Annotated in this window: 23 protein-coding genes and 1 other RNA gene; 20 read left to right on the top strand and 4 right to left on the bottom strand. The window is 53.4% G+C overall.

Going from position 1 to position 22419, the window contains the following annotated elements; genetic code table 11:
• Window positions 1-42 precede the first annotated feature (42 nt).
• The gene (locus ABC502_RS04520) at window positions 43-720 is read left to right on the top strand and encodes a DUF599 domain-containing protein (RefSeq protein ID WP_345915002.1); all 678 of its coding nucleotides are present in this window, start codon (window positions 43-45) and stop codon (window positions 718-720) included.
• A gap of 50 nt (window positions 721-770) precedes the next feature.
• Here the strand turns inward: ABC502_RS04520 and dolP are convergent, their stop codons facing one another.
• Genes dolP through ABC502_RS04500 form a run of 4 tightly spaced genes read right to left on the bottom strand, consistent with a single transcriptional unit; the run spans window position 771 to window position 4175 of the window.
• Window positions 771-1337 carry a division/outer membrane stress-associated lipid-binding lipoprotein gene (gene dolP / locus ABC502_RS04515; protein WP_345915001.1) on the bottom strand — a complete coding sequence of 189 codons (567 nt, stop codon included), beginning with the start codon at window positions 1335-1337 and terminating at the stop codon, window positions 771-773.
• On the bottom strand, window positions 1334-1921 hold the full coding sequence (locus ABC502_RS04510; RefSeq protein ID WP_330086483.1) for an SIS domain-containing protein: 588 nt from the start codon (window positions 1919-1921) through the stop codon (window positions 1334-1336). Before ABC502_RS04510 ends, dolP begins: the two co-directional genes overlap by 4 nt.
• A gap of 43 nt (window positions 1922-1964) precedes the next feature.
• Window positions 1965-2315 (bottom strand): YraN family protein, encoded by a 351-nt coding sequence (locus ABC502_RS04505; protein WP_330086484.1) that lies wholly within the window; start codon window positions 2313-2315, stop codon window positions 1965-1967.
• A 3-nt stretch (window positions 2316-2318) separates the two neighbouring features.
• Window positions 2319-4175, bottom strand: a complete 1857-nt coding sequence (locus tag ABC502_RS04500) for a penicillin-binding protein activator (protein ID WP_345915000.1) — start codon at window positions 4173-4175, stop codon at window positions 2319-2321.
• Window positions 4176-4235: 60 nt separating this feature from the next.
• Between ABC502_RS04500 and rsmI the strand changes: the two genes are divergently transcribed.
• The 19 genes from rsmI (at window position 4236) to ftsA (ending at window position 22406) form a co-directional block, all read left to right on the top strand.
• The gene (rsmI, locus tag ABC502_RS04495; protein ID WP_330086486.1) at window positions 4236-5081 is read left to right on the top strand and encodes a 16S rRNA (cytidine(1402)-2'-O)-methyltransferase; all 846 of its coding nucleotides are present in this window, start codon (window positions 4236-4238) and stop codon (window positions 5079-5081) included.
• 138 nt (window positions 5082-5219) lie between these two features.
• Entirely contained in the window at window positions 5220-5645 is a 426-nt protein-coding gene (locus tag ABC502_RS04490; protein ID WP_345914999.1) for a DUF4177 domain-containing protein, read from the top strand.
• Window positions 5646-5761: 116 nt separating this feature from the next.
• The gene (locus tag ABC502_RS04485; protein WP_345914998.1) at window positions 5762-6019 is read left to right on the top strand and encodes a type II toxin-antitoxin system ParD family antitoxin; all 258 of its coding nucleotides are present in this window, start codon (window positions 5762-5764) and stop codon (window positions 6017-6019) included.
• A complete protein-coding gene (locus tag ABC502_RS04480; protein WP_345914997.1) occupies window positions 6016-6312 on the top strand; it encodes a type II toxin-antitoxin system RelE/ParE family toxin in 297 nt (98 codons plus the stop codon). The genes ABC502_RS04485 and ABC502_RS04480 overlap by 4 nt, the downstream gene beginning before the upstream one ends.
• 124 nt (window positions 6313-6436) lie before the next feature.
• Window positions 6437-6803, top strand: an RNA gene (gene rnpB, locus ABC502_RS04475) — RNase P RNA component class A.
• A 261-nt stretch (window positions 6804-7064) separates the two neighbouring features.
• Entirely contained in the window at window positions 7065-7529 is a 465-nt protein-coding gene (gene mraZ / locus ABC502_RS04470) for a division/cell wall cluster transcriptional repressor MraZ (RefSeq protein WP_091343630.1), read from the top strand.
• Entirely contained in the window at window positions 7530-8480 is a 951-nt protein-coding gene (gene rsmH / locus ABC502_RS04465; RefSeq protein WP_330086496.1) for a 16S rRNA (cytosine(1402)-N(4))-methyltransferase RsmH, read from the top strand.
• The gene (gene ftsL / locus ABC502_RS04460; RefSeq protein WP_330086497.1) at window positions 8477-8785 is read left to right on the top strand and encodes a cell division protein FtsL; all 309 of its coding nucleotides are present in this window, start codon (window positions 8477-8479) and stop codon (window positions 8783-8785) included. The genes rsmH and ftsL overlap by 4 nt, the downstream gene beginning before the upstream one ends.
• Complete coding sequence (locus ABC502_RS04455) at window positions 8782-10533, top strand: penicillin-binding transpeptidase domain-containing protein (RefSeq protein ID WP_345914996.1); 1752 nt, start codon at window positions 8782-8784, stop codon at window positions 10531-10533. The genes ftsL and ABC502_RS04455 overlap by 4 nt, the downstream gene beginning before the upstream one ends.
• Window positions 10523-11992: a UDP-N-acetylmuramoyl-L-alanyl-D-glutamate--2,6-diaminopimelate ligase gene (locus ABC502_RS04450; RefSeq protein ID WP_345914995.1), complete on the top strand. Its 1470-nt coding sequence runs from the start codon at window positions 10523-10525 to the stop codon at window positions 11990-11992. Before ABC502_RS04455 ends, ABC502_RS04450 begins: the two co-directional genes overlap by 11 nt.
• Complete coding sequence (murF, locus tag ABC502_RS04445) at window positions 11989-13362, top strand: UDP-N-acetylmuramoyl-tripeptide--D-alanyl-D-alanine ligase (protein WP_330086500.1); 1374 nt, start codon at window positions 11989-11991, stop codon at window positions 13360-13362. The genes ABC502_RS04450 and murF overlap by 4 nt, the downstream gene beginning before the upstream one ends.
• Window positions 13356-14438 carry a phospho-N-acetylmuramoyl-pentapeptide-transferase gene (gene mraY, locus ABC502_RS04440; protein WP_330086501.1) on the top strand — a complete coding sequence of 361 codons (1083 nt, stop codon included), beginning with the start codon at window positions 13356-13358 and terminating at the stop codon, window positions 14436-14438. The genes murF and mraY overlap by 7 nt, the downstream gene beginning before the upstream one ends.
• A 6-nt stretch (window positions 14439-14444) precedes the next feature.
• Window positions 14445-15782 (top strand): UDP-N-acetylmuramoyl-L-alanine--D-glutamate ligase, encoded by a 1338-nt coding sequence (gene murD / locus ABC502_RS04435; RefSeq protein ID WP_330086502.1) that lies wholly within the window; start codon window positions 14445-14447, stop codon window positions 15780-15782.
• Window positions 15779-16972, top strand: a complete 1194-nt coding sequence (gene ftsW / locus ABC502_RS04430) for a putative lipid II flippase FtsW (protein ID WP_330086503.1) — start codon at window positions 15779-15781, stop codon at window positions 16970-16972. Before murD ends, ftsW begins: the two co-directional genes overlap by 4 nt.
• Window positions 16969-18060: an undecaprenyldiphospho-muramoylpentapeptide beta-N-acetylglucosaminyltransferase gene (gene murG, locus ABC502_RS04425; RefSeq protein WP_345914994.1), complete on the top strand. Its 1092-nt coding sequence runs from the start codon at window positions 16969-16971 to the stop codon at window positions 18058-18060. Before ftsW ends, murG begins: the two co-directional genes overlap by 4 nt.
• Window positions 18057-19511: a UDP-N-acetylmuramate--L-alanine ligase gene (gene murC, locus ABC502_RS04420; protein ID WP_345914993.1), complete on the top strand. Its 1455-nt coding sequence runs from the start codon at window positions 18057-18059 to the stop codon at window positions 19509-19511. The genes murG and murC overlap by 4 nt, the downstream gene beginning before the upstream one ends.
• Window positions 19508-20428 carry a D-alanine--D-alanine ligase gene (locus ABC502_RS04415; protein WP_345914992.1) on the top strand — a complete coding sequence of 307 codons (921 nt, stop codon included), beginning with the start codon at window positions 19508-19510 and terminating at the stop codon, window positions 20426-20428. The genes murC and ABC502_RS04415 overlap by 4 nt, the downstream gene beginning before the upstream one ends.
• Window positions 20425-21174, top strand: a complete 750-nt coding sequence (locus ABC502_RS04410) for a cell division protein FtsQ/DivIB (protein WP_345914991.1) — start codon at window positions 20425-20427, stop codon at window positions 21172-21174. The genes ABC502_RS04415 and ABC502_RS04410 overlap by 4 nt, the downstream gene beginning before the upstream one ends.
• The gene (gene ftsA, locus ABC502_RS04405) at window positions 21171-22406 is read left to right on the top strand and encodes a cell division protein FtsA (protein ID WP_330086508.1); all 1236 of its coding nucleotides are present in this window, start codon (window positions 21171-21173) and stop codon (window positions 22404-22406) included. Before ABC502_RS04410 ends, ftsA begins: the two co-directional genes overlap by 4 nt.
• Window positions 22407-22419 lie beyond the last annotated feature (13 nt).

Below are 22419 nucleotides of genomic sequence, written 5' to 3'. Positions count from 1 at the left end.
CCTGTGGTATAACAGCCACAGGCAGTAAACGAAGGAGCTGGTATGGCAGGCTGGTTGGATCTTATCGCGATTTTTTGGTTTTTAACCATTTGGGTTGGCTACACACTGTACGCCAAACGCCGGGCCAAAACCGTCAGTTGCTTGTCCTTTGAATTGCGTCGCAAACGCAACGACTGGATGAAGCAGATGCTGAGCCGCGACAACAAAATGGCCGATGTCGGGCTGATTTCCACCCTGGAGCGCAATGTCAGCTTTTTTGCCTCCAGCACCTTGCTGGTACTGGCGGGTTTGTTAACTGCTTTGGCCTCGGCCGATAAAATCAGCCTGGTACTGCGCAATATTCTGCCCTGGAGTTCGCAGGCCGAAGTCTCTTTGCAATTGAAGCTGTTGTGCATCGCCCTGATCTATGTGTTCGCTTTTTTCCAGTTTACCTGGTCGCTGCGCCAGTACGGTTTTGGCGGCGTTTTGATTGGGGCTGCGCCGGATGGCCGCAGCATGGAAGAAGCCGATCGTCAGGCTTATGCGCTGCGTACCGCCAAAGTGATTGACCAGGCAGGCCATTCTTTTAACTATGGTCTGCGTGCCATGTATTTATCACTGGCCGCTTTGGCCTGGTTTATCGATCCGGTGTTTTTTATGATGGCCACGGTGCTGGTGGTGGTGATTATGAAGCAGCGGGAGTTTCATTCTAAGGTATTGCATGCGCTTAGAGATTGCTAAGAAGTGGCGCTGAAACGGCAGTTAAGATACCGTTTCAGCAAACCCTGGGGTTATTGCACTTCGAAAGCCCTTATTACCCGGTTCACGCCATCGACATGACGGGCTATTTCGACCGCTTTGTCGGCTTCTGCCGGTGTCACCAGCCCCATCAGAAAGACTTCGCCGTCTTCGGTGACGACTTTAATATTCAGGCCGCTGATGGCACTGTCGGATAAGAACATCGACTTTACCCTGGTGCTGATCCAGCTGTCCCGGCTGCGGGTGGATAATGAAATGGTGTTGCCGACCCGGATTTGATTGTGCACATCCCGCACACTTGCTAAATCCCGGGTAATTTGACCGGCACGTTGCCGGACCTGCTCACTTTCTACCTGGCCGGTCAGCAGGACCACGCCATTGTAGCTAACCACATTGATTCGGCCTTGTTTGTTTAGCTCTTCTTCCGTAAACAGTTGACGGGCACGCATGCTGATGCCTTTGTCGTCAATCTGGTAACCAAGGGTACGTCTGTCTTGCGCCGCCACTACGGCAGCACCACCGCCTGCTACCACAGCCGCAGCGCAACCTTGCAAAATACCTACCGTGAGTAACAGCATCCAAAGCTGGTTCTTATTCATAGCTCCCCCTGTTGTGGGAAAAGGTTTAATTCAATCAGTTCGCACAGACAATGCAGCAAAAAGGCATAACACTCGAACACCCTGGCATGACGGTGGGCGGGAACCCGTAGCTCGGTATCCTGGGCATTCAGTAAACCTGATAACTCATCTGCCCCTTCGACGGTCAGAGCGACCACGCTCATATCGCAGGTGAGTGCTGCTTCGACCGCTTTGATCAGGCTTTGTTCGGTGCCTCGCAAAGAAATAACCAGCAGAATATCGCCTTTTTGGCCCAATGCCTTGACCTGGCGGGCGTAGTAATCGCAATTTTGGCCAGAGCCGGCATGCATGGCTGCCAAATCCTGATGCAGTGCCATAGCCGGCAGGCAAGGGCGCTCAGTTTCGTATTGATCCAGCAGCAACTGGGCAAAGTGTTGTGCCAGACTGGCACTGGCGCCATCGCCACAGCACATCACTTTACCGCCCTCAATCAAACTACTGACAATCCGAAAGGCTGCTTGCTCTATGGGGCCTGCCAGTGCTTCACTGGTGGCGATCATAGTTTGAATGTTTTCGCTAAAGAGCTGGCGAATTTTGTCTTGCATCTAAGATCCTGTTCTGGCTGTTTCTATGAGGGCACCCGCCCTGTTAGTTTGCCTGAATCGCATTTTGGATCCAGTTAAACTGGTAGGGCTCGGTACCACTGATGGTTAGCACATCAAAGCGGCATGGCCCTGTGTGTTTGCTGCGTTGCAAATAAAGTTGTGCGGTGCGCAGCAGTTTTTGCTGTTGCCGGTAACTAATAGCTGCACTGGCCCCGCCATAGCTATTGGATGCGCGGTATTTGACTTCAACAAACACCAGTTGCTCCCCCTGTCGCATCACCAGATCAAGCTCACCCAGTTTGGTGTTGTAGTTGCGGGTTACTGAGCTCAGGCCTCGTTGTTGCAAATAGTGTTCTGCCAATTGTTCATACAGCACACCAAGCGTATTGGCCATGGCTTAGGGCTCCTGTATCAGCTGCAGCTCTCGTTGGCTGTAACGTGCCCAATTGAGCTCCCGCCGTATCGTTTGTGTCTCGGTCAGGCCAAGTGTCCCTGTCAGACCACGATAGCGCAGCGCCGGAAAGGCCCGTTGTTGCTGGAGCTGTGGGATTAAGAGCAGTGCGTCATACCCCATCGCAAACAAACGTTGCAGGTTTTCGTCCTGCTCCGGAAACAACTGATCAAACTCTGCCCGTAGTGCCTGGCTCTGTTGGTCCGATAGCATCCAGGGCATGTCCGTCAAAGTAAGGCCGGCCAAGTCCCGATGATCGCTGCGATCGGCCTGAATGCTGTGGCTACGTGAGCTGGCGTAGATTGGCAAGCTCGGAGCCGTTGGGCTGACGGATACATCCAGAAACGGCTTGATCAGCCTGGTTTGAGTTGGATCCGCAATCAGATAGATGGCATCAATATCCAGTCGGCTATGTGGCTCTGACTCCACGGTGCCCGGAATCAATTGACTAATCTGACGTACCCGTTGGCGGCTTTGCTCCAGATCCAGTAAGCGGGCGATCACCGGCTCCAGCTCATCACGGGATTGAAAGCTATAAAGCTCGGGGCTGGAATGACCATATTGCTGCCATTGCCGGCTAAAGTGACGCGCCAGGCGCTCGCTGCCGGGGTTTTGCGCATAAATCACAACTGGCCGGTTGAAGTTCCTGCGCTGAAAGAACTCCGCCAACTGACTGCCTTCGTCTTCCAGACTCAGACTAAAAAAATAGTGTTCGTCGTTCAGTGACTGCTGTTGACTACTCTGGTTTAAGAACAATGTCGGCCATAACCAATTGGCATCTTGTTGAATACTATCGACCTGGCTGCGTTGCAAGGGGCCAATAACAAAATCGATATTCAGTGCTTGCAGCTCCTGAGAAAGCAGCTCAGTGCCTTGCATGCTATCCAGGAAAAAAAGCTCCAGTTCGGGTTGATTGGATGCGGCAGCCAGAATGCCATTCTGAATGGATTGCGCATGCTGTCTGAGCTGACCGTGAATGGGTAACAATACCGCAATCCGCTTAGGCTGGTAGGGAACCAGTTCGGTTAATTGCCCTATGGCCGTGGGTAATTCGGACACATCCGGCATATAGGCATAATTTCTTTGCCACTGGTGCAATGTTCGGGTCAGATCGCCGGATTGTTCCAGTTGCTGCTGCACCGAACGGGTCAGTTGCAGCCAGGCCAGTGTGCGAGGCCCTGCATCAACCCGCAATTGATTCAACTGCACTGGGTCCAATTGGCTAAGCAAGCGCCACAGCCGTTGCCATTCGTCTCCGGAGTGCTGTTGCAACGCCGTTAACTCATCCCATTGCAACAACCAAAAGGCGGCTTTACCAGGCTGGTTCAGCTGTTTAAACAAACGGGCCGCGGCCAGACTAAAGGCAATGCGGGCATCCTCATCAAGTTGCCCAAGGTTGGTTTGCTCAACGATACTTAAAGCGGTTTGATACTGTTCCAGTTGCAGCCAGGCCTGCAACTCCAGGGCAGGCAACTGGCCTTGCAACCATGGCTCGGGCTGAACCGCAAGCTCCCTGGTTATCGACAAGGTTAGGGTAGGATCGGCCTCTTTAAGAGCAGCCGATGCTGCTTTTAACAACAACGCCGGCTGACGGCTTACGGACTCCCTGGCCGCTTGTTGCAGCCAGTATTGGGACGAATGCTCGCTGTCATCCGGTGGTAACTCAACAGTGCTGCTGCTATCCACAATGGGGGCAGGGCTCTTTGGAGCAGGTTGCTGAGCACAGCCGGTAACAATGGCTACCATCAGGCCAAGCGCGAGGTATGGCTTTTGTTTGCTGCTAATCACAATGCACAGTACCATAGTCAAATGTTGGCACTATCTTACTGAGTCCTACTCATAAGCTCAAACAAAAGCGATCAGATGACTACTGAAACCGGACAACTGTACATTGTAGCAACCCCAATCGGCAATTTGGCCGATATCAGCCAGCGGGCGCTGGATATTCTGGCAAGGGTCGATTGGATAGCGGCCGAGGATACCCGGCACTCCTCCCGCTTGTTGCAGCATTATGGCATTCAAAGCAAGCTGCTGGCGCTACACGATCACAACGAAAAACAGCGGGCAGCCTCTTTACTGGAAAAGTTGCAGCAAGGGCAAAGCATTGCGCTGATTTCCGATGCTGGTACCCCTTTGATCAGCGATCCTGGCTACAGCCTGGTGCGTCACTGCCAACAGGCCGGAGTGCAGGTCGTGCCGGTACCAGGTGCCTGTGCGCTGATTGCTGCGCTATCGGCTGCCGGCTTGCCGACCGACCAATTCCTGTTTATTGGCTTTTTGGCCGCCAAACAACAGCAGCGGCTGAATCAGCTGCAGGCTATTCCTGCCGGGGTAGGCACTTTGGTCTGTTATGAAACAGCGCGGCGCATTCAGGACACCCTGCAGGATGTGCAGCAAGTGTTCGGCCACGAGCGCGAACTGGTGCTGGCCAAGGAGCTGACCAAAACCTTCGAGCACTTTGCCCGTGGCACCGCCGAAGACATTTTGCAGTGGTTGCAGGAGGATGCCAAGCGCTGCCAGGGCGAAATGGTGTTGATGATAGCGCCAACGGCGAAAACCGAAAGCGAAATCAGCGAAGCCGCGCTGCACACTCTTAAGCTGTTAATGGCAGAGCTGCCACTGAAAAAAGCCGCCGCCCTGACAGCAGAGATCCACGGCCTGAAGAAAAATGCGTTGTACCAGCATGGCCTGAGTTTGCAGCAAAAGTAGGGGGTTAGAACAAAAAAAAGCCACTGTCGTAAAGGTGTCGTATAGTTGTCGCCCTATTATCGGCGTTTAGTCGTAAAAGTTTCCTGACTTTTGGTAGAGCATGAAGTTGCCTCACCAACTAAGAGATTATGGGTACGTATGAAAATAAATGCAGAATTGATTTTTGAGCTACGGACCAAGCGGTCATGGTCACAAGAGGAGTTGGCTTTAGCGGCTGGCGTAAACTTGAGGACCATACAACGCATTGAGAAAGAGGCCTCAGCATCGTTGCAAACCAAAAAGGCGTTAGCCGCTGCACTTGACATACCTATTTCTGATCTGGAACCTCAGGAAACATCAAAGATGAAAAAGTATGAGTATAAAACCATCGAAATTCAGACCAAAGAGGGCTTCCTGTCTGGGCTAAAGAAGCAAGAGCTGCCAGATTTTGAGTCTATCTTGAACAAAGAAGGCCAAGAAGGCTGGCTGTTAGTTCAAATTTTGAGCCCCGAGCTAGCTCAAGGTGTTTGGTCGGGTAAAACCGGTAATTTGCTTGCTCTGTTGCAACGTGAGTTAACAACGTAAGTTCAGTTTACTTGGTTTTGAAAAAGCGACCCTGAGGTGAAGCAGCGTCGGCCTTGATTTGGTGCGCCGAAGGAGTATGATAATATCATACTATTCGTGTGTCAGGAGCTGCAGCCATGAGCATGCACCGTAAAACCATTACGCTGACTGAGCAGCAAGACAACTGGGTGAAAAGCCAAATTGAAAGCGGGCACTTTGGCAATGATAGTGAGTACATCCGCGATCTTATCCGAAGGGATCAGCAGGCGCAACAGCGTCTTTCGATGCTGAGGCAGGCCCTTGCTGAAGGGGAGTCGAGCGGGACACCCAAGCCACTTGATCTTGCTGCCATCAAAGCCGCTGGCCGTCAGCGCATGCAAACGGAAAATTCGTGATCACCTTGCGCATTTCACCGAAAGCAGAATCCGACCTCATCGGCATCTGGGTGTATAGCTGCGAAAAATGGGGTGCTGATCAGGCTGATAACTACCTGGATCGGATGGAAACAGGAATGAAGCAGCTGACTCATCATCCGTTGCTTGGCACGGACTATGCTCATGTCCTTCCAGGTTATCGCAGATTGCAGGTCGAACAGCACGCTGTTTTTTATCAAGTACTGAAAGCTGAGATCCTCGTTATCCGTGTGCTGCACCTAGACATGGATGCCCCCGCAAGGTTGCTGGATTAATTAGATGCAACCCTGAGTTTGCCATCTCTTGCTCTTTGCCTCTATCAAGCCGTTGCATCTTATTTGCGAAACCCCGCCCAAAATAATACCTGCGCTTTCGCTGCATTTAACGTATACTGCGCGCCGAGTTGGCCAGGGCAATCGCTGCTTGCATGTGCAAGGGGAGGAAAGTCCGGGCTCCACAGGGCAGAGTGCCAGGTAACGCCTGGGCGGCGTGAGCCGACGACTAGTGCAACAGAGAGCAGACCGCCGATGGCCCGCTTGCGGGATCAGGTAAGGGTGAAAGGGTGCGGTAAGAGCGCACCGCGCGACTGGCAACAGTTCGTGGCACGGTAAACTCCACTCGGAGCAAGACCAAATAGGCCCCCGATGGTACGGCCCGTACTGGGGGCGGGTAGGTTGCTTGAGGTGCATGGCGACATGCATCCTAGAGGAATGGTTGCCACCTTGGAAACAAGGTACAGAACCCGGCTTATTGGCCAACTCACTTCTTTTTTTTGTTTGCTTTTCTTTTGTGACCGCTTTGATTGGTTCAAAGCCGCTCTGCCGCGTTGCTCTTACTTTCACTCCCACTTTCCTCCACAGAATCAGGCATTTTGCTGCAGCCTGCATTTTTGCTGGATCTTTCCTGTTAAATATGCACCGCTTTTACCTTGACAATGGTCGGATCACGGCCCTAAACTGTAGCATTGTGGGGATTTGTGGATAATTGTGGATCGCGATGGATCAGTCGCTGATCTCAGGGCACAACTATGCTTCGTGGCTCGTTTACACTGACAATGGACACCAAAGGCCGGATCGCGCTACCAGCGCGCTACCGCGACTTTCTGCTGTCCGAGTGTTCCGGCCAACTGATTTGCACCATCGATCACAAAGATCCCTGCCTGATGTTGTACCCCTTAGCTGAGTGGGAAGACATTGAAGAGAAACTTAAGCGTTTATCCAGCTTTAATGCGCAGGAATTGCGCTTAAAGCGTTTGCTGTTAGGCCATGCCTCCGAGTGCGACATGGATAAGAATGGCCGTATTTTGTTGCCTGCGCCGCTGCGCAGTCATGCCAGCCTGGAGAAAAACATTCGCCTGGTTGGCCAATTGAATAAATTCGAGATCTGGGATGAAGCCGCCTGGTTAGACCGTGTGGAACAGGACATGGCGCTGGAGCGGGACATGCCGGCTGAAACTGAACTTTCTGAACGATTACAGGACTTTGCACTGTAAATGACTGCCAGCCCTCATACCTCCGTATTATTGCAGGAAGCAATTGACGGACTCGCCATTCAACCGGACGGGATCTACCTGGACGGGACTTTTGGCCGTGGTGGACACAGTCGCCAAATTCTTGCCAGGCTCTCTGCCGAGGGCCGTTTATATGCGATTGATCGCGATCCCGCCGCTATTGACGCTGCAGCCCCACTGCAAGCCGATCCCCGCTTTCACATTAGCCGCAGCCCTTTTGCGGCGCTGGAACTGATCTGCCAGCAACAAAATATTTATGGCCAATTGGACGGTATCCTGTTGGATCTTGGCGTCTCCTCCCCACAATTGGATGACGCTGAACGAGGCTTTAGCTTTATGCGCGATGGGCCATTGGATATGCGGATGGACCCCGATGCCGGTCTGTCGGCCGCAGAATGGTTGGCCAGTGCTGATGTGGAAGCCATTAGTTTTGTGCTTAAGGCCTATGGTGAAGAAAAATTTGCCTGGAAAATTGCCAATGCCATTGTTGCAGCCCGCACCGAAGCGCCACTGACCCGTACCCGGCAACTGGCTGAATTGATAGCCGCTGTGGTGCCGAAAAGTCCAAAAGAAAAAAAACATCCGGCCACCCGAAGCTTTCAGGGCATCCGTATTTACATCAACAGTGAGCTGGAGCAAGTCAAGCAAGCGCTGGATGCGGCATTGAAGGTGTTAAAGCCAGGTGGCCGTCTGGCAGTGATTAGCTTTCACTCGCTGGAAGATCGCTTGGTGAAGCAGTTTATGCGTCAACACAGCAAAGCTGCACCTGTGCCGCGAGGCTTGCCACTTACCGATGCGCAGCTTAAGCAGCATTTGCCGCTAAAGCTGGCCAGTAAAGCGATTATGCCGACCGCGGCAGAGCAGGCAGCGAACCCCAGAGCACGCAGTGCTGTGCTGCGGGTCGCAGAGAAAACCGCGGAGGTGCCGGCATGAGTCAGATCCGCTTAACTCAGGTGATTCTTACCGACTGGCGACGCTTTCGCTGGCCGGTGCTATTGCTTGCTGCCTGTGTGTTCACTGCCTTGGCCGTGGTGCAGCTGTCACACAGCAACCGCTTGCTGGTGAATGCACAAAATCAATTGTATCAACAACGGGATGCACTGGATGTCGAGTGGCGTAACTTGTTGTTGGAGCAACGTGCTTTGTCGGAGCACAGCCGGGTTGAAGATATTGCCAGTGCACGTTTGAACATGCTTCGTCCAAGTGGCGAGCGTGAAGTGGTGGTGACCTTACCATGAGCAGAGCCGCACAAAAAACACACGCGAAGCGGAATCAGGCACCAGGCATTGTTGGCTGGCGTTTTGTGTTTGTAATGTTGGCATTGTCTACTGTCTTTGTGGTGCTGGTGGCCCGTGCGGCTTATTTGCAGGTACTGGAGCCTGAGATGCTGGTCACTCAGGGAGATTTGCGCAGTTTACGGGTGACTTCCAATAGCGTATTGCGTGGCATGATTTTAGATCGCCATGGCGAAGAGCTGGCTGTCAGTGTGCCGGTACAGGCGATCTGGGCCGATCCTAAAGTGGTGCTGGAGCGTGGCTCTCAGCAGGATATCCGCCGTTGGGAAGCTTTGGCGGAAGGTTTGAATATGACGGCCGAACAGCTTAATAGCCGCATAGGCAACGACAGCCGTCGCCGCTTTGTCTATCTGCAGCGCCAGGTTAGCCCGGCTGCGGTAGATTATATCCGGCGTTTAAATGTGCCTGGTGTCTATTTCCGTCAGGAGTCACGTCGTTTTTATCCGGCGGGTGAAGTCACTGCGCATCTGATCGGATTTACCGATATTGATGATGTGGGTGTGGAGGGGATTGAACGTCGGTACAACACACTGTTAACCGGTACGGCGGGCCGCACGCTGGTACGGCGGGATGCCAAAGGACGTGATATAGAGGTCCTGGAACGCGAAGATGCACAGCCGCCGCGTAACCTGCAGTTAAGTATCGATCAGCGTCTCCAAAGTGTGGCGTACCGCGAGTTGAAAAAAGCCGTGCTTACTTATGGTGCAACTTCAGGCTCTGTGGTAATTGTGGATGTACACAGCGGTGAAGTGCTGGCAATGGCCAACAGCCCATCCTACAACCCAAATAATCGCCGCAATACCCCGGTACACCATTTCCGTAATCGCGCCATTACCGATATGTTTGAGCCAGGCTCTACCATCAAGCCATTGCCGATCCTGGCTGCACTGGAGTTTGGCAGTGCCGATTTGAACACGGTGATTGATACGGCGCCGGGCATGTTGCGGGTTGGTGGCAGTTGGGTGCGTGATGTTGGCAGCAACAATGGCAAGCTGGATTTAACCGGCATCATGCAAAAATCCAGCAATATTGGTGTTACCCGCTTGGCCTTGTCGATGCCACATCAGCATCTGCTGGACTTATACTTTTCGATGGGACTTGGCGTCGATACCGGTTTGAACCTGACCGGCGAGAGTTCTGGCATGTTGAGCCACCGTAGCCGCTGGTCAGAACACGAGCTGGCCAGCCTGTCTTTTGGCTACAACCTGTCGGTGACTGCCGTACAACTGGCCCGGATGTATGCCACCATTGGCAATGGCGGCATCTTACGACCACTAACCATTCTTAAATCCGAGCAAGGTTTGCCTGGCGAGCGGGTGCTATCAGAAAGCTATGCTCAGGCCATGCTGGAAATGATGGAGGCCGTGGTAGAGCCTGGTGGTACGGCTACCCGGGGGCGGGTTGATGGCTATCGGGTAGGTGGTAAAACCGGCACCACACGCAAAGCCGTAGCTGGCGGCTACGGCGATGATTACGTGGCTTCATTTGCTGGTGTCGCTCCCATTTCCAATCCACGCTTTGCCACTGTCGTGGTGCTGAATGAGCCTGCCAGCGACTATTACCATGGCGGAGAAATTGCCGCACCAGTTTTCGCAAATATTATGAACTCGGTACTGCGACTGAAAAACATCACACCAGATGCTGAAGGGGTGCGGATTTCAAAACGCCAGGGAGGTCCGGATGCAGGTTAACACTGCTGGCCGTTGGCTGGGTGCTCTGGCAGCACATCTGCCAGAAGTTGCCTTAAACGATTTGCAAATTGATAGCCGTAAGGTTGGTCCGGGCGATGTATTTATTGCACTGCCAGGTCATCAACAACATGGTAATCATTTTATTGCTCAAGCGCTTGCGCGAGGTGCAGAACTTATCCTGACCGACGAGTTGCCTGCTGAGTTTGCAGAACATTCCAAGGTATTACTAATCAGGGATTTACCCACCCAAGTGCAGGCATTGGCCAGTCAATTTTATCAAAAGCCAGCAGCCAGTTTGCATTTGATTGCTGTCACGGGGACCAATGGCAAGTCCAGTACTGCTTGCTTTGTGCAGCAACTGGCACAGCAGCTGCATCAGCGCTCAGCCGTGATTGGTACTCTGGGATATGGCCGTCCAGGCAATTTGACTCCGTTGCCGAATACCACGCCACATCAGGTGGAGTTGCAGAAAATCCTGGCCAGTCTGCGGCAGGACCATTGCAGCTTAGTGGCGATGGAAGTTTCATCCCATGCGATAGTACAACAGCGGATCACTGGCTTGCAGTTCGATGTTGCACTATTTACCAACCTGAGTCGTGATCATCTGGATTATCATGGCAGCATGGCTGCCTATGGTGCCGCCAAAGCCCGTTTGTTCACATCCGATTATTGCCGTCAAGCTGTTGTGAATGTATCCGACTCTTTTGGTGCCAGCCTGGCTGCCCAGTTGCAGGTGCCCTATTGCGCCGTAGGCCAGCTTGAGGATTGCATCGGGCACGATCGGTATCTTGGCTACCATCAGCTTGAAGCGGTGGCAGGTGGATTTCGCTGTCGCTTGCAAAATGGCGAGCAGGAGCTAACACTGCAATTGCCGCTGATGGGGGATTTCAACGTAGCCAATGCAGTAACGGCCATTGCTGCTTTGTGGCTGCAGGGCCTGCCATTAGCTGAGCTGGTTCAGGCCGGTCATTTTTTGCAAGCCATCCCTGGTCGGATGGAGCAGTTCGATTTTCCTCACCCTATCACTTTGGTCGTTGACTACGCCCATACCCCGGATGCACTGCAGTTGGCACTGCAAGCCCTGCGCTCACATTGCAAAGGGCATTTGTGGTGTGTTTTCGGCTGCGGCGGCGATCGTGATCAAGGCAAGCGTCCATTGATGGGACGGGTGGCTGAACAATACGCCGACCGGGTCGTGATCACATCAGACAACCCCCGCCATGAGGATATGGTGCAAATTTGTCAGCAGATAGCCGCTGGCATGTCGGAAGGGGCTTGCTATCAAATCGAACCTGATCGCGAGTTAGCGATTAAATTGGCGCTTACTGAAGCGCAAGCAGGCGATATCATTTTGCTGGCGGGCAAGGGCCATGAAAGTTACCAGCAAATCGGGGATGAGTTCCGCGACTACGATGAACGTGCTTTTATTGCTCAGTTGCAGCGGGAGATGGGCTTATGATCGCGCTGAATACACAAACCTTGGCCACCATCACCGGTGGCATCCTGGTTGGTGCTGAGGTGGCAATTGCCTCTGTCAGCACAGACAGTCGTCAAATAACGGCAGGTGATTTGTTTGTCGCCTTGCGTGGAGCTTCCTTTGATGGCGAAGCATTTGTTGCCGAGGTTGCTGAAAAAGGGGCCGTGGCTGCCCTGGTGCATAGCCCTTTGCCGGTGGCTATACCGCAGGTTGTGGTGCCGGATACAACCATTGCTCTGGGTAAGTTGGGGGCCTGGGTGAAACAGCAAGTGCCGTTGGCTTCTGTGGCCGTGACAGGCAGCGCCGGTAAAACCACGGTGAAAGAAATGCTGGCCGCTATCCTGGCACGACGCGGTAAGGTGCTGGCCACCGCCGGCAATTTTAACAATGCCATTGGGGTACCACTGACCTTGCTGCGGCTTGGTCCTGAGCATCATTTTGGCGTGTTCGAGCTGGGTGCCAATCATCAGGGCGAGATCGCCTATACCAGCGCACTGGTTCAACCGGATGTGGCTATTATCACCAATGTGGCTGAAGCACATCTGGAAGGATTTGGAGATCTGCAAGGCGTCGCCCGGGCCAAAGGCGAAATTTTCAGCGCGTTAAAGCCTGGGCAGGTAGCCGTTATTCCAGCCGATAGTGAATTCACCATGTATTGGCAAAGTCGTTTGGCGAAGCAGCGGGTGCTTACTTTTAGTGTGACTGGTGAGGCAGATTACCAGGCTGCCCATGTGCAGTTGGATAGCCATGGTAATGCTGGCTTTGAGCTGATTTGTCCGGCTGGTCGGAGCTTTATTCAGTTGACTGTTCCAGGAGTGCATCATGTGGCCAATGCATTAGCAGCGGCAGCAGGGGCTATGGCGCTTGGAGCCAGTTTACAGGATGTGCAGCTTGGCTTAGCCCAGCTCACCAGCATCAAAGGCCGTACTCAGGTGATTGAGGTGCGGGATAACCTGCGGATTATCGATGACAGTTACAACGCCAGTGTCGGGGCTGTCAAAGCAGCTATTGACCTTTTGGTCAGCTACAGCGGCCAACGGGTGTTGGTGTTGGGGGATATGGCAGAGTTGGGCACTGATGCGCGTTTGTACCACGAACAGGTTGGAAAATACGCAAAGGAGCAAGGGGTTAATCTATTGTTCACGCTGGGCGTGCTATCACAGAGCGCCAGTGACTGTTTCAATGGTCAGGGGCATCATTTCAGTGCGCGCCAGACATTGGTTGAGCGACTGATTCCTTATTTAGCCCAGCAAGCCACTACCATCCTGGTGAAAGGTTCACGAAGCGCCAATATGGAGCTGGTGGTGCAAGACTTGCTAGAACGTTGTCAGCAGGAGACCCCCCAATGCTAGTGTGGCTCGCCGAGTACCTTACTCAGTACATGACTTTCTTTAACGTCTTTAGTTATCTGACGTTTCGCTCGATTCTGGGCATTTTAACGGCCCTGCTCCTGAGTGTGTACTTCGGCCCTAAATTAATCGCCCGCTTGCAAGCGATGCAAATTGGTCAAATGGTTCGGAATGATGGGCCAGAGAGCCACTTTTCCAAACAAGGTACTCCAACCATGGGGGGCTTGTTAATCCTTGGTTCTGTGCTGATTAGCACTTTGCTGTGGGCCAACCTAAGCAACAAATACGTGTGGGTGGTGCTCTTTGTTCTGGTGAGCTTTGGTGGTATCGGTTTTATTGACGATTACCGCAAAGTGATCCGCAAAGATCCGCAAGGGTTAATTGCCCGCTGGAAGTACTTCTGGCAATCGGTGTTTGCCATTATGACGGCCCTGTTCCTGTACCTGACTGCCGAACAGCCTGCCGAAACGGCGTTATTGGTACCATTTTTCAAAGATGTGATGCCGCAGCTAGGGCTGCTTTTTTTGTTGCTGAGTTACTTTGTGATTGTAGGTACCAGCAATGCGGTCAACCTGACCGATGGCCTGGATGGCTTGGCCATAGTGCCAGTGATTATGGTGGCCGCCGCTTTTGCCGTGATCGCTTATGCCAGCGGTAACGTGGTGTTTTCGGAGTACCTGAATATTCCCTATTTAGCCCATACCAGTGAGCTGGTGGTGCTCTGCTCGGCCTTGATTGGCGCAGGTTTAGGGTTTCTGTGGTTTAACACTTACCCGGCGCAGGTTTTTATGGGCGATGTCGGCTCGCTGGCACTGGGTGCTGTGTTGGGGGTGATTGCCATCCTGGTTCGGCAAGAATTGATTCTGTTTATTATGGGCGGTGTCTTTGTGATGGAAACCCTGTCGGTGATCCTGCAGGTGGGTTCCTACAAATTAAGGGGCCAGCGTATTTTCCGGATGGCGCCTATTCATCACCATTATGAGTTAAAGGGTTGGCCTGAACCCCGGGTCATCGTGCGCTTTTGGATTCTATCCGTCATGTTTGTGCTGGTAGGGCTAGCAACCCTGAAACTGAGGTAACACTGAATGCTGAGCAAGTGGCGACAACAACGTATCGCTGTAGTTGGTCTGGGCCTGTCGGGTCAGGCCACGGTGCGTTTTTTGCTGCAGCATGGTATACGGCCAGTGTTGATGGATACACGTCGTAAACCCAGTGGTTTGACGGATTTGCCGTTAGATAAAACCGATGGCTTGTATCTGGGCGAACTGGATGCGAACAGACTGGCACAAATGGATGTATTGATTGTCAGCCCCGGGCTGGACTTGCGGCATTCAGCGATTCGGTTTGCGGTGGCGCAAGGGGTGGAAGTGATTGGCGATGTGGAGTTGTTTGCCCGCTGCAATGACAAACCCGTGATCGCAATAACCGGCTCCAATGGCAAGTCGACGGTTACCCGGATGGTCGAAGCCATCCTGCAATACAGCGGTATCAAGGCCATTGCAGCTGGCAATATTGGTTTGCCTGTGCTGGATGCCATCCAGCAACCAGATAGTGAGATGTTTGTGTTGGAGCTGTCCAGCTTCCAGTTGGATACCACCACGAGCTTGCGTAGCATTGCCAGCACCATCCTGAATGTCTCGGCCGATCACCTGGATCGTTATGCATCTATGCAAGCTTACTGTGCATCGAAACAACGGGTGTATCAGGGATCGCAGCAAGCGTTTTACAACAGAGCCGATGCAAACACCAACCCGAAGAGCTCGGTCAATGAGCAGCACAGTCTCGGGCTGGATGCACCGGAGGCCGCTGACGGTTATGGCATTATGGCCCGGGCGGGGCGTTATTATTTGATGTTGGCAGGCAGTGAATTAATGCCGGTCAGTCAGTTGCCGCTGGTTGGACGCCATAATCAATACAATGCGCTTACTGCGGCTGCGCTCAGTTTGGCCGCCGGGGCGGATTTTGCCAGTATCCGGCATGAGCTTAGCCAATTCCGTGGTCTGGCACATCGGTGCCAACTGGTACAGAGCAAGGATGATATTCGTTGGATCAATGATTCCAAAGCCACCAATATTGGTGCCACTCTGGCTGCGCTGGAAGGCTTACGCCCAGACATTCAGGGCCAGTTGATCTTACTGGCTGGTGGCGATGGCAAAGGCCAACAGATGTCTGAGCTTACTGCCGGTTTGCAGCAGGTTGATCAGCTAATTACCTTTGGCCAGGATGGTCCGGCTATCGCAGCGTTAAAGACGGGCAGCTTCCAGGTCAAAGATATGGCCGAAGCAGTCAAACAAGCGGCCAGTCTGGCCAAGCCAGGCGATGTCGTTTTGTTATCTCCGGCCTGTGCCAGCCTGGATATGTTCGATAATTACCAACAGCGTGGAGAGCTTTTTGCTCAGTTGGCGAAGGAGGTGGCCCGATGAAAGCCCTGACTTTGCCACTGTGGCCAAAACTGCAAAGCATGTTGTTAGGGCAGGATGAGCCCCGTGATTACGACAGCTTCTATTTAATGCTGTTACTGGTGCTGCTGGCGATTGGAGTGGTTATGGTCACCAGTGCTTCAGTCCCTGTGGCTGAGCGGCTGTTTGGTAACCCCATGCACTTTACTTACCGCCACCTTATTTTCCTGGGTATTGGCACAGCCATGGCGGTTGCGGTGTTGAATGTACCGGTGCATTGGTGGCACCAGAGTAACTTGCTGTTGTTGGCATTGGCGGTTGCAGGCTTAGTTGCCGTGCTGCTGTTTGGCCGCACCGTCAATGGTGCCACGCGCTGGCTGGCATTGGGGCCTATCGGCATCCAGGCGGCGGAGCCTGCCAAATTGTTCTTTTTTGTGTACCTGGCCAGTTATCTGGTGCGGCGGCATGAAGAAGTGCGTGACAACCTGAAAGGCTTTGGTAAACCCATGCTGGTATTGCTGGTGCTGTCGGTGCTGTTGTTGTTGCAGCCTGATATGGGAACCGTGATTGTTATGTTTGCGACTGCATTGGTGTTGCTGTTTTTAGCCGGTGCCAAGCTGTGGCAATTTATTGTCCTGATGCTGACGGGTGGCTGCGCTGTACTGGTGCTGATTGTCTACAGTGAATACCGCTGGCGCCGGGTTACAGCTTTTCTGGATCCCTGGGCAGATCCTTTTGGCAGTGGTTACCAGCTAACCCAGTCACTGATGGCATTTGGCCGGGGTGGCTTCAGTGGCCAAGGGCTGGGGAACAGCATTCAAAAGCTGGAATACTTACCTGAAGCGCACAACGATTTTATTTTTGCCATTATCGCTGAAGAAATCGGCTTTCTCGGTGTCTTTGCCGTGCTGGGGCTGCTGTTCTTATTGGTAGCGAGAACACTGTGGATTGGGCGCCAAGCCATGCTCAAGCAGTTGCATTTCCACGGTTTCCTGGCTTTGGCATTGGCCATCTGGTTCGGTTTTCAAACCGCAGTCAATATCGGTGTGGCCAGTGGGGTGTTACCAACCAAAGGGCTGACGTTGCCTTTTGTCAGCTCTGGCGGCAGCAGCTTAATCATTATGCTGATGGCTGCCGCTTTGGTGCTGCGAATTGATTTTGAAGTTCGAATGGAAGGCAAGCAAGCGATAAACCGGGGAGGGCGCAGCGGATGACAGTCAGAGCGCCTACCGTATTGCTGATGGCTGGCGGCACCGGCGGCCATATCTTCCCGGCACAGGCATTGGCCGAAGAATTGGCCGGACGTGGTTGGCACATCCATTGGCTAGGCACTGCGGATCGAATGGAAGCCGACTTAGTGCCAAAGCTGGGCTGGCCATTTCACAGTATTCGGGTACGAGGAATACGGGGCAAAAGCATCCTGCAATTGCTTACTGCTCCCTGGATGCTGCTGCGGGCTATCTGGCAGGCCCGGCAATTGCTGCAACAGCTGCAGCCGGATCTGGTGGTTGGCTTTGGCGGTTACGCCAGTGGTCCCGGTGGCATTGCCGCCTGGTTAGCGCGCAAACCATTGTTTATCCATGAACAAAACGCGGTCGCTGGCACCACCAACCGTTGGCTGGCGCGCTTGGCGGCTCGGGTGTTGGTGGCATTTCCGCAGGCATTTGCAGGCCATCCCAAGCAGCAGTTGGTGGGTAATCCAGTGCGTAAAGCATTGATTTCAAATAAAGAAAGAAGTCAATCACATCCAGAGCTGCGGGTGCTGGTACTGGGTGGCAGTCTGGGAGCGCAAGTGTTAAATCAAAGGGTACCGGAGCAACTGGCGCAGTTGGCAGGGCCAACGACCATTCTGGTCCGGCATCAAACGGGCGCCGCGATGCAGCAGCAGGTGCAGCAGCAGTATCAACAACTGCACTCCGAGCAGTTTCAGGGGCAGTCGTACGCCTTTATTGACGATATGGCCGCAGCTTACCACTGGGCTGATTTGGTGATTTGCCGGTCTGGTGCCCTGACGGTTAGCGAAGTTGCCTGTGCCGGGGTTGCGGCGGTCTTTGTGCCTTTACCGCATGCCATTGATGATCATCAAACGGCCAATGCCAACTGGCTGGTTGCACAGCAAGCCGCCTGGTTATTGCCACAGCAGCAACTGGAACAAGGACAACTGACGGAGTTACTGCGGCCGGTGATTGCAGAGAAAACACAGTTACAACAGCTGGCGGTTCGTGCCCGGCAGTGTGCTTTAAACGATGCAGCACAGCAGTTGGCTGCAGCCTGTGAACAACAACTGGGAGCTCGGGTATGAACAAAGCAGTATTACCAAAGCACAGTCAGGCTATGCGCCGTATTGGTCGCATTCACTTTGTCGGCATTGGCGGTGCGGGCATGGGTGGAATTGCCGAAGTGTTACTGAACGAAGGCTACAGCATCAGTGGCTCCGACATTGCACCCAATACTGTGGTAGAGCGGTTAATTTCGTTGGGGGCTGATGTGCGCTTTGGCCACAGTGCAGACCATATTCAGGGCGTAAGTGTGGTGGTAGTCTCCAGTGCTATCGCCAAAGACAATCCGGAAGTGGCAGCGGCGCTGAGCCAGCGTATTCCGGTGATCCGCCGGGCTGAAATGCTGGCCGAGTTGATGCGGTTTCGTCATGGCATTGCCATTGCCGGAACCCATGGTAAAACCACCACCACCAGTTTGCTGGCCTCGATCTTCGCCGAAGCCGGCACGGATCCAACCTTTGTGATTGGCGGCTTACTGAACTCGGCCGGCAGTAATGCCAGGCTGGGTACCGGGCCTTATCTGATTGCTGAAGCAGATGAAAGCGATGCTTCTTTCCTGCATTTGCAACCGATGGCGGCAGTGATCACCAATATTGAACCGGATCATATGGATACCTATGGTGGCGATTTTGAAAAGTTAAAAGCTACCTACGTGGAATTCTGCCACAACCAGCCATTTTATGGCGTGGTGGTGGCTTGCCTGGATGATGCGGTTATTCGTGAGTTATTGCCTGCCATTGGCCGTCCGGTGCTGACCTATGGGTTTAGTGAGGATGCCGATTACCGAATCAGTCAATTCAGTCAAACCGGTGCCCGCAGTCAGTTTGTTATTACCGATCCGGCCGGGCAGAGCTGGTCGATAGAGCTGAATCTGCCTGGTCAGCACAATGCGCTGAACGCGACTGCTGCGTTTGCGCTGGCACAGGATGAAGGCATTGAAGAACAAGCCATTCTGGCGGCCTTACATAATTTTGCTGGTATTGGCCGGCGTTTTCAGCAGTATGGCGAGTTTGATACTGGTCAGGGCAAGGTGTTGATGGTGGATGACTATGGTCATCATCCAACCGAAGTCGCTGCCACCATAGCGGCAGCACGTAATGCCTGGCCTGATCGTCGGCTGGTGATGGCCTATCAGCCACATCGTTACAGCCGTACCCGTGATCTGTATGAGGACTTTACCCAGGTTTTATCCGCAGTGGATCAACTGCTGTTGCTGGATGTGTATGCAGCTGGTGAGGCGCCTATCCCCGGCGCAGACAGCAAAAGCCTGTGTCGCTCCATTCGCGCCCGTGGCCAGGTCGATCCGATCTATGTTGCACCACCACAAGAGCTGGGCACAGTGCTGGCGGATGTGTTGCAAGATGGCGATGTGCTGTTAACGCAAGGAGCCGGCAATATTGGCGCTTTGGCGCGTCAGCTGTCTGAGAAAAAGCTGAATTGCGCTGCATTAAAGCAGGCTGGGGGTACCGAATGAGCCAGTTCGGACGTGTAGCGGTGTTATTTGGTGGTGGCTCGGCCGAGCGGGAGGTTTCCCTCCGTTCCGGTACTGCTGTCCTTAAAGCCTTGCAGCAAAATGGTGTTGACGCCTATGCCTTTGATCCCAAGTCGCAGCCATTGGCTGAGCTTGCCGCCAGCAAACCTGACCGGGTTTTTATTGTGTTGCATGGCCGCGGAGGCGAAGACGGCAGTATGCAGGGAGCCTTGGAACAACTGGGCTTACCTTATACGGGCAGCAAGGTACTGGGGTCGGCGTTGGCAATGGACAAGATTCGTTGCAAGTGGTTGTTTCAGGCACAGGGCATTGCTACTGCCGATTTTCGGGTGCTGCGTTCAGTACCAGAGGCAACCACAGCTTTACTGGCGGAGCTCGGTGGTAAAGTGATGGTCAAACCGGCCAATGAAGGCTCCAGCATCGGCATGAGCATGGCCGACAAGGTGGCTGATTTGCAAACGGCGGTGGCTGAAGCATTGCGTTTTGATCAGGATGTGCTGGTAGAGCGTTGGATCCAGGGCCGTGAGCTGACAGTGGCGATATTGGGTGAACAGGTACTGCCCATCATTGAGATGCGGACGCCACATACTTTTTATGATTATCAAGCCAAGTACCAGGCCGATACCACCGAGTATCTGTGTCCGGCACCGATTGATGCAGCCTTAACTGCACGGGTACAACAACTGGCCTGGCAAGCCTTTACCGCGGTAGGCGCTTCGGGCTGGGGACGGGTTGACTTTATGTTGGATCAGCAGGGCCAGCCTTATGTATTGGAAGTAAATACGGTGCCGGGCATGACAGAGAAGTCGCTGGTACCTATGGCGGCGAAAGCCGCTGGTCTGAGTTTTAGTGAGCTGGTGCTGCAGGTGCTGGCGCAAACCAGGCAGGATCAAGTATGAGCAGCAGCGCTAACAACCAGCAAGACCGCCGGGCATTCTTTGCCGGCTTGGCTTTTTTTGTGCTGGCCTTGTTGGCGCTTGGTTGGGGTGGTTGGCAGTTGCAGCGCTACATAGAGCAGCAGCAAACTACGCCGATTGCTCAGGTCCGCTTATTTGGCGATTTTAGACATATTGAGCCCACCCGCTTGCAGCAACTGCTGCATGATCATTATGTCGGTAATATTTTTCGGGTGGATGTGGAGCAGGTGCAGCAGTTCCTGTTGCAGCAGCCCTGGGTGTATCAGGCAGCCGTGCGCAAACAATGGCCGGATACACTGGTGGTGGTGGTCACAGAACAACAACCGGTGGCAATCTGGAATGACCAACAACTAATCAACCAGCATGGTGAGCTTTTTCAGGCACCACTGGACCAATTGGTTGCCGTATTACCGGAGCTAACAGGCCCCACTGGCAGCGAGCAGGATGCCCTGACCATGTTCCGTTACATTGAGCAGTTGCTTAATTTGCACCAGCTCAGTGCCGGGCGACTGGAGTTATCAGAACGCTTTGCCTGGCAAATCGAGTTAAATAATGACATCCGGCTAAAGCTTGGGCGTCAGCATACAGTACCAAGAGTACAGCGTTTTCTGGAGCTGTACCCGGTGCTGCGTGAGCACAGCGATGCAGATATTGCCGAGGTGGACTTGCGGTACGACACAGGGGTAGCCGTACGCTACAGCACAACAGAACAGAAGAGAGAAGCATGACGAAGTCGGTGGATCGGGAAATGATAGTGGCACTGGACATTGGTACTGCGCAATGCAAAGCCGTGGTTGGTGAAGTCACGCCAGATAACAAGCTGAGCATTGTCGGAGTGGGTACCCATACCACCCGCGGCATGGATCGTGGCGGGGTGAATGACCTGAATCTGGTGATGCAATCTGTGCAGCGGGCCATCAATGAAGCTGAATTAATGGCTGACTGCCAGGTTTCTTCGGTCTATCTGGGGATCAGTGGCAAGCACATTCGTTGCCAGAACGAAAGTGGCATGGTGCCGATTGGCGATACCGAAGTGACAGCGGAAGATGTGGCCAGCGTGATCCATGCGGCCAAATCGGTGCCGATTTCGGCCGAGCGTCGCATGCTGCATGTGTTGCCCCAAGAGTTTTCTGTGGATATGCAGGAAGGGATTAAAAGCCCGGTTGGCATGTCCGGGGTACGAATGGAAGCGCGGGCACACATTATTACCTGTGCCAATGATATGGCGAAAAACATTGAAAAGTGTGCCGAGCGCTGCGGGTTGAAAGTCGATCAGCTGATTTTTTCTGCGCTGGCCTCCAGTTACTCGGTATTAACCGAGGATGAAAAAGAGCTGGGAGTCTGTGTGGTGGATATGGGTGGGGGCACCATCGATATTTCTGTTTACACCAACGGGGCAGTCCGGCATACCGCTGTAGTGCCCGTTGCAGGCAATCAGGTGACCAGCGATATCGCCAAGATTTTTCGCACCCCGATAAGCCATGCCGAGGAAATTAAAGTCCAATACGGTTGCGCACTGCGCAGCATGGTTGGAAAGGAAGAGAATATCGAAGTACCCAGTGTTGGTGGCAGGCCGGCTCGCAGTATGTCGCGTCAAACCCTGGCCGAAGTGATCGAGCCTCGTTATCAGGAACTGTTTGAGCTGGTGCTGGAAGAAATCCGCAGCAGTGGGCTGGAAGAGCAAATTGCAGCTGGGGTGGTACTGACTGGTGGTGCAGCCAAAATTGAAGGCGCGGTCGAGTTTGCCGAGGATGTGTTTCAGATGCCAGTTCGGCTGGGGCACCCCATGCAGGTGACAGGTTTGAAAGACTATGTGCAGGACCCGGCTTATGCCAGTGTGGTTGGTCTGTTGCTGTACGGGCTGGAAAGTCAGGAACAGGGCAAGGCAGCCAGCAGTCCGAAAGATACGGTCAGCGGGTTAGTCAAAAAACTAACCAGCTGGTTTAAGGGTGAATTTTAACGGCAGCTTCGGC

The organism is Alkalimonas sp. NCh-2, from assembly GCF_039631345.1.
In the GTDB taxonomy this organism is placed as follows: domain Bacteria; phylum Pseudomonadota; class Gammaproteobacteria; order Enterobacterales; family Alteromonadaceae; genus Alkalimonas; species Alkalimonas mucilaginosa.
Note: the sequence above shows the minus strand (reverse complement) of the source record. Positions and strands in the feature narration are given on the sequence as shown.

Excerpts from the sequence above, each read along its gene's own strand:
- ABC502_RS04520 (WP_345915002.1), top strand. The coding sequence starts at position 43 with ATGGCAGGCTGGTTGGATCTTATCGCGATTTTTTGGTTTTTAACCATT.
- dolP (WP_345915001.1), bottom strand. The coding sequence starts at position 1,337 with ATGAATAAGAACCAGCTTTGGATGCTGTTACTCACGGTAGGTATTTTG.
- ABC502_RS04510 (WP_330086483.1), bottom strand. The coding sequence starts at position 1,921 with ATGCAAGACAAAATTCGCCAGCTCTTTAGCGAAAACATTCAAACTATG.
- ABC502_RS04505 (WP_330086484.1), bottom strand. The coding sequence starts at position 2,315 with ATGGCCAATACGCTTGGTGTGCTGTATGAACAATTGGCAGAACACTAT.
- ABC502_RS04500 (WP_345915000.1), bottom strand. The coding sequence starts at position 4,175 with ATGGTACTGTGCATTGTGATTAGCAGCAAACAAAAGCCATACCTCGCG.
- rsmI (WP_330086486.1), top strand. The coding sequence starts at position 4,236 with ATGACTACTGAAACCGGACAACTGTACATTGTAGCAACCCCAATCGGC.
- ABC502_RS04490 (WP_345914999.1), top strand. The coding sequence starts at position 5,220 with ATGAAAATAAATGCAGAATTGATTTTTGAGCTACGGACCAAGCGGTCA.
- ABC502_RS04485 (WP_345914998.1), top strand. The coding sequence starts at position 5,762 with ATGAGCATGCACCGTAAAACCATTACGCTGACTGAGCAGCAAGACAAC.
- mraZ (WP_091343630.1), top strand. The coding sequence starts at position 7,065 with ATGCTTCGTGGCTCGTTTACACTGACAATGGACACCAAAGGCCGGATC.
- rsmH (WP_330086496.1), top strand. The coding sequence starts at position 7,530 with ATGACTGCCAGCCCTCATACCTCCGTATTATTGCAGGAAGCAATTGAC.
- ftsL (WP_330086497.1), top strand. The coding sequence starts at position 8,477 with ATGAGTCAGATCCGCTTAACTCAGGTGATTCTTACCGACTGGCGACGC.
- ABC502_RS04455 (WP_345914996.1), top strand. The coding sequence starts at position 8,782 with ATGAGCAGAGCCGCACAAAAAACACACGCGAAGCGGAATCAGGCACCA.
- ABC502_RS04450 (WP_345914995.1), top strand. The coding sequence starts at position 10,523 with ATGCAGGTTAACACTGCTGGCCGTTGGCTGGGTGCTCTGGCAGCACAT.
- murF (WP_330086500.1), top strand. The coding sequence starts at position 11,989 with ATGATCGCGCTGAATACACAAACCTTGGCCACCATCACCGGTGGCATC.
- mraY (WP_330086501.1), top strand. The coding sequence starts at position 13,356 with ATGCTAGTGTGGCTCGCCGAGTACCTTACTCAGTACATGACTTTCTTT.
- murD (WP_330086502.1), top strand. The coding sequence starts at position 14,445 with ATGCTGAGCAAGTGGCGACAACAACGTATCGCTGTAGTTGGTCTGGGC.
- ftsW (WP_330086503.1), top strand. The coding sequence starts at position 15,779 with ATGAAAGCCCTGACTTTGCCACTGTGGCCAAAACTGCAAAGCATGTTG.
- murG (WP_345914994.1), top strand. The coding sequence starts at position 16,969 with ATGACAGTCAGAGCGCCTACCGTATTGCTGATGGCTGGCGGCACCGGC.
- murC (WP_345914993.1), top strand. The coding sequence starts at position 18,057 with ATGAACAAAGCAGTATTACCAAAGCACAGTCAGGCTATGCGCCGTATT.
- ABC502_RS04415 (WP_345914992.1), top strand. The coding sequence starts at position 19,508 with ATGAGCCAGTTCGGACGTGTAGCGGTGTTATTTGGTGGTGGCTCGGCC.
- ABC502_RS04410 (WP_345914991.1), top strand. The coding sequence starts at position 20,425 with ATGAGCAGCAGCGCTAACAACCAGCAAGACCGCCGGGCATTCTTTGCC.
- ftsA (WP_330086508.1), top strand. The coding sequence starts at position 21,171 with ATGACGAAGTCGGTGGATCGGGAAATGATAGTGGCACTGGACATTGGT.